The sequence below is a fragment of the Pseudomonas sp. ASL9 genome (assembly GCF_056680335.1).
On sequence record NZ_CM155277.1, the window covers coordinates 3,870,706 to 3,883,242 of the forward strand.

Sequence of the window (12,537 nt, forward strand, 5' to 3'; positions counted from 1 at the left end):
TGAAGATCCTTTCAGCTGAGGTCGCGGTGGCGGACCTGAACGTTCTTGAGTGATTGTTGCAGGACGTGGCCCAGGCGCTCGGTCAGATAGACAGAACGGTGGTGCCCGCCAGTGCAGCCAATGGCAATAGTGACGTAGGCGCGGTTGCTGGCAGCAAAGCGTGGCAACCATTTGTTCAAGTAGGCGTAGATGTCCTGGAACATCTCTTCAACATCCGGCTGCGCCGCCAAATAATCGGCCACGGGCTGGTCTAGCCCTGAGAGCTCACGCAGTTCCGGCTTCCAATAAGGGTTGGGCAAGCAGCGCACATCGAATACCAGGTCAGCGTCCACCGGCATGCCGCGCTTGAAGCCAAACGATTCAACCAGAAACGCAGTGCCGGGCTCTGGCTTGTTCAACAGGCGCAGTTTGAGCATGTCGCGGAGCTGGTAGAGGTTCAGGTGCGTGGTGTTGATTTTCAAGTCGGCCAGATCAATGATCGGGCCGAGCAGGGTGCTTTCATCGCGTATCGCTTCGGCAAGCGAGCGGTCGGCGCTGCTCAGAGGATGGCGGCGACGGGTTTCCGAGAAGCGTTTGAGCAGGGTTTCCTCATCGGCGTCCAGGTACAGCACATCGCACTGGATATGGCGGCTGCGGACCTCTTCGAGCAACTCCGGGAAGCGTGACAGATGGCTCGGCAGATTGCGCGCGTCGATGGATACGGCGACCAGCGGCTGAGCCAGTTCTGTATGAATCAGCGCGCGTTCAGCCAGCTCCGGGAGCAGGCCCGCAGGCAGGTTATCGATGCAATAGAAGCCGTTGTCTTCCAGCACATCAAGAGCGGTGCTCTTGCCGGAGCCGGATCGGCCGCTGACGATTATCATGCGCATCATTAATGGCCGTTCTGCACGTCCAGCACCACCTGATAAAGCGCTTCGCCGCTTTTGGCACTGCGTAGACGGTCGCGCACATCCGCGCGGTCAAGCATGCTGGCGATCTGGCGCAGCAGCTCCAGGTGTTCGTCGGTGGCAGCCTCTGGGACCAGCAGCACAAAAAGCAGGTCCACAGGTATACCGTCGATGGCTTCAAAATCGACGCAGGTATCGAGGTGTAAAAGGGCACTGATGGGCGTCGGACAACCCGTCAGCCTACAGTGCGGAATGGCGATACCATTACCAAAACCGGTCGAGCCGAGTTTTTCACGGGCGAGCAGGCTCGTGAGCACCAAATCCTGATTCAGCTCAGTTTCACTGGCGATCAATTTGGCGATGTGTTCAAAGACATTTTTTTTACTGCTGCTCGGCACGTTCACGAGTGAACGGCCGGCAGTCAGGATATTTTCGAGTCGAATCATGGGTTGGGAGTGTTAGCGAGCTGTCGCACCTTTTAAGATGTTCTGCTGCTTTTCCTTATATTTGAGCAATTGTCGGTCTAGCTTGTCAGTGAGTAGATCGATTGCCGCATACATGTCGTCATGTTCTGCGTTGGCGACCACCTCTCCACCGTGGATGTGCAGCGTGGCTTCGATCTTCTGTTTCAGTTTCTCGACCGCCATCGTTACCTGCACATTGGTAATTTTGTCAAAGTGCCCTTCGAGTTTCTTGAGTTTGAGCTCGATGTATTCGCGCAGGGGCTTGGTCACTTCCAGCTGATGTCCACTGATGTTGACTTGCATACAACTTCTCCTTCGTTGCCAGTGCATAAAGAGGCAGGCTTGAATACCTGCCACTGGAACGCTATGGCATGCGCCCGTTATCACATCAATCGCTTACGTTCGCTTGAAGGTGCTATCCCAAGTGATTCGCGGTATTTAGCGACGGTACGACGGGCTACCTGAATGCCTTGTGCCTCCAGTAAACCAGCGATCTTGCTGTCACTCAACGGCTTTTTCTGATTTTCCGCAGCAACCAGTTTTTTGATGATCGCGCGAATGGCTGTGGAGGAACACTCGCCGCCCTCAGAGGTGCTTACGTGACTGGAAAAGAAATATTTCAGTTCGTAGATACCGCGCGGGGTATGCATGAATTTTTGCGTGGTCACCCGTGAAATCGTCGACTCGTGCATGCCGACCGCTTCGGCGATGTCATGCAGAACCAGTGGTTTCATTGCCTCGTCGCCGTACTCGAGGAAGCCGCGTTGGTGCTCGACGATCTGCGTGGCCACTTTCATAAGCGTTTCATTGCGGCTCTGCAGGCTTTTGATGAACCAGCGTGCCTCCTGCAACTGATTGCGCATGAACGTGTTGTCAGCGCTGGTATCGGCCCTGCGGACGAACCCTGCGTACTGAGGGTTGACCCGTAGACGGGGCACGGACTCTTGATTGAGCTCTACCAGCCAGCGTTCATTGTCTTTACGCACGATCACGTCGGGCACAACGTATTCTGCCTCGCTGGATTCGATCTGCGAGCCTGGACGCGGGTTCAGGCTCTGCACCAGTTCAATGACCTGGCGCAGCTCATCTTCCTTGAGTTTCATGCGCCGCATCAGTTGGCCGTAGTCACGGCTGCCGAGCAGGTCGATGAAGTCACAGACCAGGCGCTGTGCTTCGGCCAGCCAGCGAGTTTTCGCAGGCAGCTGACGCAATTGCAGCGACAGGCATTCGCTCAGGTTGCGGGCGCCGATGCCTGCGGGTTCGAATTGCTGGATCCGGTGCAGAACCGCTTCGATTTCATCCAGCTCGACATCCATTTCCGGATCGAAGGCATCGAGGATTTCCTCAAGCGACTCGTCCAGATAACCCTGATTGTTGATGCAGTCGATCAGCGTGACGGCGATCAACCGATCGGTATCGGACATGGGTGCCAGATTCAATTGCCACAGCAGATGGCTTTGCAGGCTTTCGCCGGCCGATGTGCGGGTGGTGAAGTCCCACTCGTCATCATCGTTGCTGGGCAGACTGCTGGCGCTGGTCTGGTACACGTCATCCCAGGCGGTGTCGACTGGCAGTTCGTTGGGAATACGGTCGTTCCAGTCGCCCTCTTCCAGGTTGTCCACCGTCGGGGCAGCTTCCTGGTAGGTGGGTTCCTGAACGTCAGGATTAGGTTTCTCTATGTTGTCGGCCAACGGATCAGCGTTGTCGAAGTCGTCACCTTCCTCCTGGCGTTCCAGCATAGGGTTGGACTCCAACGCTTCCTGGATTTCCTGTTGCAGGTCCAGGGTCGACAGTTGGAGGAGGCGGATGGCCTGTTGCAGCTGCGGTGTCATCGTCAGCTGCTGGCCCATTCTCAGGACTAGCGATGGTTTCATGGCAGGGGCTTAACACCTTATTCGCCGGCGCACATGCGCCATCCACTACAGGGCGCCGAAGCGCCAACTTAAGCAAATTATATGCCTGAAACCTAAGTGTTTGCCTAGGGTGTGCTGACAATTAATGTTTTTGTCAGCGCTAAACCCTAGTGTCCGCCGCCTATGGAGAGCGAAACAGCGCAGAACTTACAGGCGGAATTCATGGCCGAGGTAAACCTCTTTAACCAGTTGGTTGGCCAGAATGGTTGCTGAATCACCTTCAGCGATCAGTTGCCCATCGTTGACGATATAAGCGGTTTCACAAATATCCAGGGTGTCACGAACGTTGTGATCGGTGATCAGTACGCCGATGCCCTTGGCTTTCAGGTGATAGATGATCTGCTTGATATCGCCAACCGAAATCGGGTCGACACCGGCGAACGGCTCATCAAGCAGGATGAATTTGGGCGAGGTCGCCAACGCGCGAGCGATTTCCACGCGGCGGCGTTCACCACCGGACAGGCTCATGCCCAGGTTGTCTCGGATGTGGCTGATGTGGAACTCTTGCAGCAGGCTTTCCAGCTCCTTGCGGCGTGCCGTGCGGTCGAGCTCCTTGCGGGTCTCGAGGATCGCCATGATGTTGTCGGCAACCGACAGTTTGCGGAAAATCGAAGCTTCCTGCGGCAGATAGCCAATTCCGGCGCGTGCGCGACCGTGCATCGGCTGGTGGCTGACGTCCAGGTCGTCGATCAATACACGGCCTTGATCGGCCTGGACCAGGCCCACAATCATGTAGAAACAGGTGGTCTTGCCGGCACCGTTAGGGCCAAGCAGGCCCACGATCTGTCCGCTCTCGATGGACAGGCTGACATCGCGCACGACCTGACGGCCCTTATAGCTTTTAGCCAGATGCTGGGCTTTCAGCGTAGCCATTAAGGGGCCTTCTGGGGTTCGGGTTTGTTTTTCGGCTGGATGACCATGTCGATCCTTGGGCGTGGCGCAGTCACCTTGGTGCCGTTGGCTCGACCGGCATTGACGACTTGTTTCACCGTGTCATAGACGATTTTCTCGCCTTCGGACGTGTTGCCGTCGTTGATGACCTTGGCCTTGTCGATCAGGATGATTCGATTCAGCGCGGCGAAGTACTGAATGGTCACGCCGTACGCTTGAACAATAGGCTTGTTGATGTCGGGTTTCTGTTCGTAGTAAGCAAGATTGCCAACAGCGGTGACCACGTCGATCTCGCCTGCGGGCGTGCGTGTGATGGTCACGGTGTTGCCGGTGATTTTCATCGAGCCTTGGGTGATGATAACGGTGCCTTTGTAGACGGCAACACCCTGCTTGTCATCGAGCTGCGCATCGTCAGACTGGACATGAATAGGCTGATCGCGATCCGTCGGCAAAGCCCAGGCGCTCAAGCTTCCCAGTGCGGCGCCCAAACCGAGCAAAAAAGGGAGGGTTTTAACGAGCCTCATACTGTCCTCTTACGTTGGACAGCAGGTGCATCCTGCCGTCGTTCAAATACGCTTTCATACCCGTACCAGTGGATACGCCGCCGAAACCGTCGATTCTAACGGCTTGCTCGGTCTGCGCATATTGCTTCTGTGGGAATACAGTCATTCGGCTGCTGGTAATAATGGTCGTCCGGTTCTTTTCGTCAGTACGCGCCACGCGCACCGAGTCGATCAGCTCAACCTGAGTGCCGCCGGGCGAGACTTCCCCCTTCTTGCTCTGGACGTGCCAGGGGAATAGGGCGCCACGATACAGTTGCAGGTCCGGATTGGTCAGCAACGTGATATCAGAGGTCTGAAGGTGCTCGACCTTATCGGCGGTCATGTCGTACTGAAGTTTGCCGTCCGGCAGGAACTGAAGGCTGTGGGCGTTCATCGCGTAAAAATCGATGGTGCCTGCGTCAACAGGGGCTACCCGTTGTTCCAGGAAGGTTTCAGGTTTGATATTCCAGTAGCCTGCCGCCGCCACCAGCAGCGCAAGCACACCCAGAATCAAAAAACGGCGAATTTTTTTGCTCAGCATAAATGACTTCTATAAGTAGGCGGCGTGGGCCGCTTCAAGGCTGCCTTGAGCGCTCATGATCAACTCGCAAAATTCGCGAGCTGCTCCTTCGCCACCGCGAGCCTGAGTAATGCCGTGGGCATGTTGCCGGACAAAACTGGCCGCATTAGCGACCGCCATGCCAAGTCCGACGCGCCGGATGACGGGCAAGTCTGGCAGATCGTCACCCAGATAGGCGACTTGTTCATAGCTTAAGTGGAGTTGAGCGAGTAATTCGTCGAGAACGACCAATTTGTCTTCGCGGCCCTGATACAGGTGCTGAATGCCCAGGTTGTGCGCGCGGCGCTCTACCACGGGGGTTCTGCGCCCGCTGATGATGGCGGTGTGCACGCCTGATGCGATCAGCATCTTGATGCCTTGCCCGTCGAGCGTATTAAATGTTTTGAACTCGCTGCCGTCTTCGAGAAAGTACAGGCGCCCGTCAGTCAGCACGCCATCGACGTCGAAGATGGCCAGTTTGATGTTCTTGCCGCGTTGCAGCAGATCCTTCGGCATCGCATTGTTCATTACATAACTCCCGCACGCAGCAGATCTTGCAGGTTAAAGGCGCCGATAGGGTGGTCGTTTTCGTCGACCACGATCAACGCACCAATTTTGTGATCCTCCATGATCTTCAATGCCTCGGCCGCGAGCATTTCAGGGCGGGCGGTCTTGCCGTGGAGTGTCATTACTTCGTCGATGGTCGCCTGGCGGATATCAATGTCGCGGTCCAGGGTCCGACGTAAATCGCCGTCGGTAAAGATCCCGGCCAAGCGGCCATCGGCCTCCAGAACGGCGGTCATGCCCAAGCCTTTGTGGGTCATTTCCATTAGCGAGTCGCGCAGTAGCGTGCCGCGCTGAACCTTGGGCAACTCTTCACCGGTGTGCATGACGTGTTCGACTTTAAGCAGCAAGCGTCGGCCGAGGGCGCCGCCCGGATGGGAGAAGGCAAAGTCTTCTGCTGTAAATCCACGCGCTTCGAGCAAGGCGACGGCCAGCGCGTCACCCATCACCAGGGCTGCGGTGGTCGAGGATGTCGGGGCCAGGTTCAGCGGACAAGCCTCTTGCTTGACATGGACATTGAGATTGATCTCTGCGGCCTTGGCCAGCGGGGAGTCAGGGTTGCCAGTCAGGCTGATCATCTTGATGCCCAAGCGCTTGATCAATGGCAGCAAGGTGACGATTTCGGCAGTCGAGCCCGAGTTGGAGATGGCCAGAATGATGTCGTCGCGGGTGATCATGCCCATATCACCATGGCTCGCTTCAGCCGGGTGGACAAAGAAGGCGGTGGTGCCAGTGCTTGCCAACGTTGCGGCAATCTTGTTGCCGATGTGCCCGGACTTGCCCATGCCGACCACTACAATCCGGCCTGTGCTGGCCAGAATCATCTCGCAAGCGCGTACAAAATCCGCGTCGATATGGGCAAGCAAGCCTTCTACGGCTTCTATTTCGAGGCGAATGGTGCGTTGTGCTGTTTGAATCAGGTCGCTGGATGGGCTCATGTCAGAAATGGGTCAGCCTGATGAAAAGGCGGCGATTATAGCGGTAATGACCAATTCCCTCACGCTTGATCGTCCGACTGTGTCTTGTGCCTAAAGTCGGTCTGGCACCCGCGGACAGATTGTGGGCCTTGTAGGACGTTTCCCAATTGCTCGAACTATCTGTCTCACGCCTTAACGAAAGAGGTTTATCCCGTGGGACGCGCGTGCTGGCAGTGGTATAGTTCGCCGCCAGTTTGGCCCCCCCGGGCAGTTACAGTGCGTGTCTTGCAGCATAGACGTGGCGTCTGAGTGTGGGGTTATATCGCAAGGAGTCTAGATGAGCGCCGATAACGCTTACGCGGTCGAGCTGAAGGGTGTCACCTTCAAGCGCGGTACGCGCAGCATCTTCAATAATGTTGATATTCGTATTCCGCGGGGCAAGGTCACCGGCATCATGGGGCCTTCCGGCAGCGGCAAGACTACATTGCTGCGTTTGATGGGTGCGCAACTGCGTCCCAGCAAAGGCGAAGTATGGGTCAACGGTCAGAACCTACCGACATTGTCGCGCAGTGACCTGTTCGATGCGCGCAAGCAAATGGGCGTGCTGTTTCAGAGCGGCGCTTTGTTCACGGATCTGGATGTATTCGAGAACGTGGCCTTTCCGCTTCGTGTGCACACCCAGTTACCGGATGAAATGATACGCGACATCGTTCTGCTCAAGTTGCAGGCGGTCGGGCTGCGTGGTGCCGTCGATTTGATGCCCGATGAGTTGTCTGGCGGCATGAAGCGCCGTGTGGCACTGGCTCGGGCAATTGCCCTCGATCCACAAATTCTTATGTATGACGAGCCTTTCGTTGGTCAGGACCCGATTGCCATGGGGGTACTGGTGCGCTTGATTCGGTTGCTCAACGATGCGCTGGGGATCACCAGTATTGTGGTTTCCCATGACTTGGCTGAAACAGCGAGTATCGCTGATTACCTGTATGTAGTGGGTGATGGTGAGGTATTGGGGCAGGGGACCCCCGAGGAGCTAATGAAATCGGACAACCCTCGCATTCACCAATTCATGACCGGCGAGCCTGATGGCCCCGTGCCATTTCACTATCCCGCACCGGATTATCGCGACGAACTATTGGGGAAGCGATGATGCGCAGAAAGTCACTACTGGAACGTATTCGTCTGTTCGGGCGCGGTGCGATAGACACCGTTGCACTGTTCGGGCGCTCAGGTCTGTTTCTGGTTCATGCCTTGTTCGGTCGCGGCGGTATTGGCGGCAGTTTTCAGTTGTTGGTTCGGCAATTGCACTCAATTGGCGTCATGTCCCTGCTGATTATTGTGGTCTCGGGGGGCTTCATCGGCATGGTGTTGGCGCTTCAAGGCTTCAACATCCTGACTAAGTATGGTTCGGAGCAGGCAGTCGGGCAGATGGTTGCGTTGACCCTGTTGCGTGAATTAGGGCCTGTGGTTGCTGCTCTGTTGTTCGCCGGGCGCGCAGGATCTGCGTTGACCGCTGAAATCGGCAACATGAAATCCACTGAGCAATTGTCCAGCCTGGAAATGATTGGCGTCGACCCGCTCAAGTACATTATCGCGCCGCGTTTGTGGGCCGGATTCATTTCGCTGCCGGTGCTGACGGTGATCTTCAGTGTGGTGGGGATTTGGGGCGGTTCTTGGGTCGCGATCGACTGGCTGGGCGTTTACGAAGGATCGTTCTGGGCAAACATGCAAAACAGCGTGTCCTTTAACGACGATGTGCTCAATGGTGTTATTAAAAGCGTAATCTTTGCTTTTGTGGTTACCTGGATCGCTGTTTTCCAGGGTTACGATTGTGAGCCCACTTCGGAAGGGATCAGTCGTGCCACCACTAAAACAGTGGTGTATGCCTCGTTGGCCGTATTAGGCCTGGACTTTATTCTGACTGCCTTGATGTTTGGAGATTTTTGATGCAAAACCGCACCCTGGAAACCGGTGTCGGCCTGTTCCTGCTGGCCGGGATCTTGGCTTTGCTGTTGCTGGCCTTGCGGGTCAGTGGTTTGAGCGTAAGCGCGGCCAACGACAGCTATAAACTTTATGCCTACTTCGACAATATTGCCGGTTTGACTGTCAGAGCCAAGGTGACCATGGCGGGTGTGGCCATCGGCAAGGTCACGGCAATCGATCTGGATCACGATAACTTTACCGGTCGGGTGACAATGGAAATTCAGAAACGGGTGGACAATCTGCCATCGGACTCCACTGCTTCCATCCTTACCGCCGGTTTGCTGGGCGAAAAATACATCGGCATCAGCGTGGGCGGGGAACAAGCCGTGCTCAAGGATGGCGGTACGATTCACGATACCCAGTCCTCGCTGGTGCTGGAGGATTTGATCGGCAAATTCCTGCTCAATACTGTAAGTAAAGACGCCAAATGAGGAGCTTATCCATGATCTCTATCTTGCGCCGTGGTCTGTTGATATTACTGGCTGCGCTTCCGTTGGTGGTCAACGCGGCGGGCCCGTCCGCCCATGATCTGGTGGATCGCACGACCAAAGAGCTGCTGAGTGATCTTGCGGCCAATAAAGAGCAATACAAAACCAACCCGAGCGCTTTTTACGACGCGTTGAACCGCATCGTTGGCCCGGTAGTGGATGCCGAGGGCATCTCGAAAAGCATCATGACGGTGAAGTACTCACGCAAAGCGACGCCCGAGCAGATGCTGCGCTTCCAGGACAACTTCAAGCGTAGCCTGATGCAGTTCTATGGCAACGCGCTGCTGGAGTACAACAATCAGGGGATTACAGTCGCCGCCGCCAAGGCTGAAGACGACACCCGTACCAGCGTCGATATGCAGGTCAAAGGCAACAACGGCGCCCTGTACCCTGTGACCTACACGCTCGAGAAGATCAACGGCGACTGGAAAGTACGCAACGTCATCATCAACGGGATCAACATTGGCAAGCTGTTCCGTGACCAGTTCGCTGACGCCATGCAGCAAAATGGCAATGACCTTGATAAGACCATCAATGGTTGGGCGGGCGAAGTTGCCAAGGTCAAGGGTGCTGTCGACCAAGCAGCCGAGAAGCCTGCCAATGAGTGAGTCAGGTGTTCGTCTTGGCGCTGCAGGTGAGTTGTACCTGAGTGGCGTGCTCGACTTCCGCACCGGGCCGGCCTTGCGCAAGCAAGGTCAGGCCCTGATCAAGGCCTGCGATGCGCCGGCCTTGATTTTGGACTGCTCCGCTGTGGAAAAATCCAGCAGCGTTGGCTTGGCGTTACTGCTAGCGTTCATGCGCGACGCCAAGGCGGCCAAAAAAAGTGTCAGTGTCCAGTCGCTGCCGGAGGATATGCGCCAAATCGCCCAAGTGTCCGGTGTGATTGAGTTGCTGGAGCAGCCTCAATAGTTATAAAACAGAGCTTTCCGTCCGAGTCTGGAAATCCGGGGTTCGCAGCGGGGGGGCTTTTTTGTATGATGGCCGACCCGCGCGCGTAGGGCGCCGATCGAGGTTAAGCATGCAGGCTGTAGAAGTTAAAAGCTTCCTTGAAGGAAAGCTGCCAGAAATCCAGGTGGAAGTTGAGGGTGAAGGCTGCAATTTTCAGCTGAATGTGATCAGTGATGAGTTGGCTACCCTTAGCCCGGTCAAGCGTCAGCAGCAGATTTATGCCCATTTGAACCCTTGGATCGCCGACGGCAGCATCCATGCGATCACTATGAAATTCTTCAGCCGCGCTGCATGGGCCGAGCGCACCTGAACCAATTGGCGTCGAGATTCTAATGGATAAACTGATTATTACTGGCGGCATTCGTCTTGATGGCGAAATCCGCATTTCCGGGGCGAAGAACTCTGCCCTGCCGATTCTTGCTGCAACGTTGCTGGCCGATGGGCCTGTGACGGTGTGCAACCTGCCTCACCTGCATGACATCACCACCATGATCGAGCTGTTCGGGCGCATGGGCATTGAGCCTGTGATCGACGAAAAGCTCAGCGTTGAAATTGACGCACGCACCATCAAGACCCTGATTGCCCCGTACGAATTGGTGAAAACCATGCGTGCATCGATCCTGGTGCTGGGTCCGATGGTTGCTCGTTTCGGTGAAGCGGAAGTTGCATTGCCTGGCGGTTGCGCCATCGGCTCACGTCCTGTCGATCTGCACATTCGTGGTCTTGAAGCCATGGGCGCGACCATTGACGTCGAAGGCGGCTACATCAAAGCCAAGGCGCCAGAAGGCGGCCTGCGTGGCGCGAACTTCTTCTTCGATACCGTGAGTGTGACCGGCACCGAAAACATCATGATGGCGGCGAGTCTGGCCAACGGCCGTAGCGTGTTGCAAAACGCTGCCCGTGAGCCGGAAGTGGTCGATCTGGCCAATTGCCTGATCGCCATGGGCGCGCAAATTACCGGCGCCGGCACTGACACCATCACCATCGATGGCGTTAAACGTTTGCACGGTGCCACCTATAAGGTGATGCCTGACCGTATCGAGACCGGCACTTACCTGGTGGCCGCAGCGGCTACAGGTGGTCGCGTCAAGCTCAAGGATACCGATCCGACTATCCTGGAAGCTGTTTTGCTCAAGCTTCAGGAAGCTGGCGCTGAAGTCACTACTGGCGCTGACTGGATCGAACTGAACATGCACGGCAAGCGGCCTAAAGCCGTGAACCTGCGCACCGCCCCGTACCCGGCGTTCCCGACCGATATGCAAGCGCAGTTCGTTGCGCTGAACGCTATCGCTGAAGGCACCGGTGCCGTGATTGAAACCGTGTTCGAAAACCGTTTCATGCACGTCTATGAGATGCAACGCATGGGCGCACAGATCCTGGTTGAAGGTAATACCGCTGTCGTGACCGGTGTTGATCTGCTCAAAGGCGCGCCAGTGATGGCGACTGACCTGCGTGCTTCGGCCAGCTTGGTGATCGCCGCACTGGTTGCCCATGGCGACACGTTGATCGATCGCATTTACCACATCGACCGTGGTTATGAATGCATCGAAGAAAAACTGCAGATGCTCGGCGCCAAGATCCGTCGCGTTCCGGGCTAGTGCCTGTGTAATGACCGTTCTGCACCAATGTCCTGGACCTGAATGGGTTCAGTACAGGACACGTGAGGCACACGGATGTGCCCGATTGCTAAGGACTTACGTTTCCCATGTTAACCATCGCATTGTCCAAGGGCCGCATCCTTGATGACACCCTGCCGCTTCTCGCTGAAGCAGGCATCGTGCCGACCGAGAATCCGGACAAGAGCCGCAAGCTGATTATCCCCACGACTCAGGCAGATGTACGCCTGCTGATCGTGCGCGCCACCGATGTGCCAACGTATGTCGAACATGGTGCCGCCGATTTGGGCGTTGCCGGTAAAGATGTGCTGATGGAATACGGCGGCCAGGGCCTGTACGAGCCACTGGACCTGCAAATTGCCCAGTGCCGCCTGATGACTGCCGGAGCCATTGGCGCGATCGAGCCAAAGGGCCGTCTGCGCGTGGCAACCAAGTTCGTCAACGTTGCCAAGCGTTACTACGCTGAGCAAGGCCGTCAGGTCGACATCATCAAGCTTTATGGCTCGATGGAGCTCGCACCCCTGATCGGTTTGGCCGACAAAATCATCGACGTGGTCGACACCGGCAACACGCTGCGTGCCAATGGCCTGGAAGCCCAGGAGCTGATTGCAACTATCAGTTCCCGTCTGGTTGTGAACAAGGCTTCGATGAAAATGCAGCACGCACGCATTCAGGCGCTGATCGATGCGCTGCGTAAAGCCGTTGAGTCGCGACACCGCAACTGACCCACCTGCGCGACGTTAAGTCGCGCCCATCTATCCGTGTCAT

Annotated in this window: 17 protein-coding genes; 8 read left to right on the forward strand and 9 right to left on the reverse strand. The window is 56.3% G+C overall.

Features of this window, described 5'->3' with window-relative positions:
* Window positions 1-11 precede the first annotated feature (11 nt).
* The 9 genes from rapZ to AC1ME2_RS17960 form a co-directional block, all read right to left on the reverse strand.
* Complete coding sequence (gene rapZ / locus AC1ME2_RS17920) at window positions 12-869, reverse strand: RNase adapter RapZ (RefSeq protein WP_480442195.1); 858 nt, start codon at window positions 867-869, stop codon at window positions 12-14.
* Window positions 870-871: 2 nt separating this feature from the next.
* Window positions 872-1,333: a PTS IIA-like nitrogen regulatory protein PtsN gene (gene ptsN / locus AC1ME2_RS17925; RefSeq protein ID WP_480435638.1), complete on the reverse strand. Its 462-nt coding sequence runs from the start codon at window positions 1,331-1,333 to the stop codon at window positions 872-874.
* A 12-nt stretch (window positions 1,334-1,345) separates the two neighbouring features.
* A complete protein-coding gene (hpf, locus tag AC1ME2_RS17930; RefSeq protein WP_480435640.1) occupies window positions 1,346-1,654 on the reverse strand; it encodes a ribosome hibernation-promoting factor, HPF/YfiA family in 309 nt (102 codons plus the stop codon).
* An 80-nt stretch (window positions 1,655-1,734) separates the two neighbouring features.
* On the reverse strand, window positions 1,735-3,225 hold the full coding sequence (locus tag AC1ME2_RS17935) for an RNA polymerase factor sigma-54 (protein WP_480435641.1): 1,491 nt from the start codon (window positions 3,223-3,225) through the stop codon (window positions 1,735-1,737).
* A 186-nt stretch (window positions 3,226-3,411) separates the two neighbouring features.
* Complete coding sequence (gene lptB / locus AC1ME2_RS17940) at window positions 3,412-4,137, reverse strand: LPS export ABC transporter ATP-binding protein (RefSeq protein WP_480435642.1); 726 nt, start codon at window positions 4,135-4,137, stop codon at window positions 3,412-3,414.
* Window positions 4,137-4,679 (reverse strand): lipopolysaccharide transport periplasmic protein LptA, encoded by a 543-nt coding sequence (lptA, locus tag AC1ME2_RS17945; protein ID WP_480435644.1) that lies wholly within the window; start codon window positions 4,677-4,679, stop codon window positions 4,137-4,139. Before lptA ends, lptB begins: the two co-directional genes overlap by 1 nt.
* Window positions 4,666-5,238: an LPS export ABC transporter periplasmic protein LptC gene (lptC, locus tag AC1ME2_RS17950; RefSeq protein ID WP_480435645.1), complete on the reverse strand. Its 573-nt coding sequence runs from the start codon at window positions 5,236-5,238 to the stop codon at window positions 4,666-4,668. Before lptC ends, lptA begins: the two co-directional genes overlap by 14 nt.
* Before the next feature lie 9 nt (window positions 5,239-5,247).
* Complete coding sequence (locus AC1ME2_RS17955; RefSeq protein ID WP_480442197.1) at window positions 5,248-5,772, reverse strand: KdsC family phosphatase; 525 nt, start codon at window positions 5,770-5,772, stop codon at window positions 5,248-5,250.
* An 11-nt stretch (window positions 5,773-5,783) separates the two neighbouring features.
* Entirely contained in the window at window positions 5,784-6,758 is a 975-nt protein-coding gene (locus AC1ME2_RS17960) for a KpsF/GutQ family sugar-phosphate isomerase (protein ID WP_480435647.1), read from the reverse strand.
* 316 nt (window positions 6,759-7,074) lie between these two features.
* On the opposite strand from AC1ME2_RS17960, the gene AC1ME2_RS17965 reads away from it, so the two are divergent.
* The 8 genes from AC1ME2_RS17965 (at window position 7,075) to hisG (ending at window position 12,494) form a co-directional block, all read left to right on the forward strand.
* The gene (locus tag AC1ME2_RS17965) at window positions 7,075-7,884 is read left to right on the forward strand and encodes an ATP-binding cassette domain-containing protein (RefSeq protein WP_480435648.1); all 810 of its coding nucleotides are present in this window, start codon (window positions 7,075-7,077) and stop codon (window positions 7,882-7,884) included.
* Window positions 7,884-8,681 (forward strand): lipid asymmetry maintenance ABC transporter permease subunit MlaE, encoded by a 798-nt coding sequence (gene mlaE, locus AC1ME2_RS17970; RefSeq protein WP_480442198.1) that lies wholly within the window; start codon window positions 7,884-7,886, stop codon window positions 8,679-8,681. Before AC1ME2_RS17965 ends, mlaE begins: the two co-directional genes overlap by 1 nt.
* Window positions 8,681-9,148: an outer membrane lipid asymmetry maintenance protein MlaD gene (gene mlaD, locus AC1ME2_RS17975; RefSeq protein WP_480435650.1), complete on the forward strand. Its 468-nt coding sequence runs from the start codon at window positions 8,681-8,683 to the stop codon at window positions 9,146-9,148. Before mlaE ends, mlaD begins: the two co-directional genes overlap by 1 nt.
* A gap of 11 nt (window positions 9,149-9,159) precedes the next feature.
* Window positions 9,160-9,813, forward strand: a complete 654-nt coding sequence (locus AC1ME2_RS17980; protein ID WP_480435652.1) for an MlaC/ttg2D family ABC transporter substrate-binding protein — start codon at window positions 9,160-9,162, stop codon at window positions 9,811-9,813.
* On the forward strand, window positions 9,806-10,114 hold the full coding sequence (locus AC1ME2_RS17985; RefSeq protein WP_480435653.1) for an STAS domain-containing protein: 309 nt from the start codon (window positions 9,806-9,808) through the stop codon (window positions 10,112-10,114). The genes AC1ME2_RS17980 and AC1ME2_RS17985 overlap by 8 nt, the downstream gene beginning before the upstream one ends.
* Before the next feature lie 109 nt (window positions 10,115-10,223).
* Entirely contained in the window at window positions 10,224-10,463 is a 240-nt protein-coding gene (locus tag AC1ME2_RS17990; protein ID WP_480435654.1) for a BolA family protein, read from the forward strand.
* Between the two features lie 22 nt (window positions 10,464-10,485).
* A complete protein-coding gene (gene murA / locus AC1ME2_RS17995) occupies window positions 10,486-11,751 on the forward strand; it encodes a UDP-N-acetylglucosamine 1-carboxyvinyltransferase (protein WP_480435655.1) in 1,266 nt (421 codons plus the stop codon).
* 107 nt (window positions 11,752-11,858) lie between these two features.
* The gene (hisG, locus tag AC1ME2_RS18000) at window positions 11,859-12,494 is read left to right on the forward strand and encodes an ATP phosphoribosyltransferase (protein WP_480435657.1); all 636 of its coding nucleotides are present in this window, start codon (window positions 11,859-11,861) and stop codon (window positions 12,492-12,494) included.
* Window positions 12,495-12,537: the final 43 nt, after the last annotated feature.

What these genes read in the sequence shown, in the direction of transcription:
- murA (WP_480435655.1), top strand. Translation starts at nt 10,486, where the DNA reads ATGGATAAACTGATTATTACTGGCGGCATTCGTCTTGATGGCGAAATC.
- AC1ME2_RS17965 (WP_480435648.1), top strand. Translation starts at nt 7,075, where the DNA reads ATGAGCGCCGATAACGCTTACGCGGTCGAGCTGAAGGGTGTCACCTTC.
- mlaE (WP_480442198.1), top strand. Translation starts at nt 7,884, where the DNA reads ATGCGCAGAAAGTCACTACTGGAACGTATTCGTCTGTTCGGGCGCGGT.
- AC1ME2_RS17960 (WP_480435647.1), bottom strand. Translation starts at nt 6,758, where the DNA reads ATGAGCCCATCCAGCGACCTGATTCAAACAGCACAACGCACCATTCGC.
- AC1ME2_RS17955 (WP_480442197.1), bottom strand. Translation starts at nt 5,772, where the DNA reads ATGCCGAAGGATCTGCTGCAACGCGGCAAGAACATCAAACTGGCCATC.
- AC1ME2_RS17935 (WP_480435641.1), bottom strand. Translation starts at nt 3,225, where the DNA reads ATGAAACCATCGCTAGTCCTGAGAATGGGCCAGCAGCTGACGATGACA.
- mlaD (WP_480435650.1), top strand. Translation starts at nt 8,681, where the DNA reads ATGCAAAACCGCACCCTGGAAACCGGTGTCGGCCTGTTCCTGCTGGCC.
- lptC (WP_480435645.1), bottom strand. Translation starts at nt 5,238, where the DNA reads ATGCTGAGCAAAAAAATTCGCCGTTTTTTGATTCTGGGTGTGCTTGCG.
- lptB (WP_480435642.1), bottom strand. Translation starts at nt 4,137, where the DNA reads ATGGCTACGCTGAAAGCCCAGCATCTGGCTAAAAGCTATAAGGGCCGT.
- AC1ME2_RS17980 (WP_480435652.1), top strand. Translation starts at nt 9,160, where the DNA reads ATGATCTCTATCTTGCGCCGTGGTCTGTTGATATTACTGGCTGCGCTT.
- AC1ME2_RS17985 (WP_480435653.1), top strand. Translation starts at nt 9,806, where the DNA reads ATGAGTGAGTCAGGTGTTCGTCTTGGCGCTGCAGGTGAGTTGTACCTG.
- hpf (WP_480435640.1), bottom strand. Translation starts at nt 1,654, where the DNA reads ATGCAAGTCAACATCAGTGGACATCAGCTGGAAGTGACCAAGCCCCTG.
- AC1ME2_RS17990 (WP_480435654.1), top strand. Translation starts at nt 10,224, where the DNA reads ATGCAGGCTGTAGAAGTTAAAAGCTTCCTTGAAGGAAAGCTGCCAGAA.
- lptA (WP_480435644.1), bottom strand. Translation starts at nt 4,679, where the DNA reads ATGAGGCTCGTTAAAACCCTCCCTTTTTTGCTCGGTTTGGGCGCCGCA.
- ptsN (WP_480435638.1), bottom strand. Translation starts at nt 1,333, where the DNA reads ATGATTCGACTCGAAAATATCCTGACTGCCGGCCGTTCACTCGTGAAC.
- hisG (WP_480435657.1), top strand. Translation starts at nt 11,859, where the DNA reads ATGTTAACCATCGCATTGTCCAAGGGCCGCATCCTTGATGACACCCTG.
- rapZ (WP_480442195.1), bottom strand. Translation starts at nt 869, where the DNA reads ATGCGCATGATAATCGTCAGCGGCCGATCCGGCTCCGGCAAGAGCACC.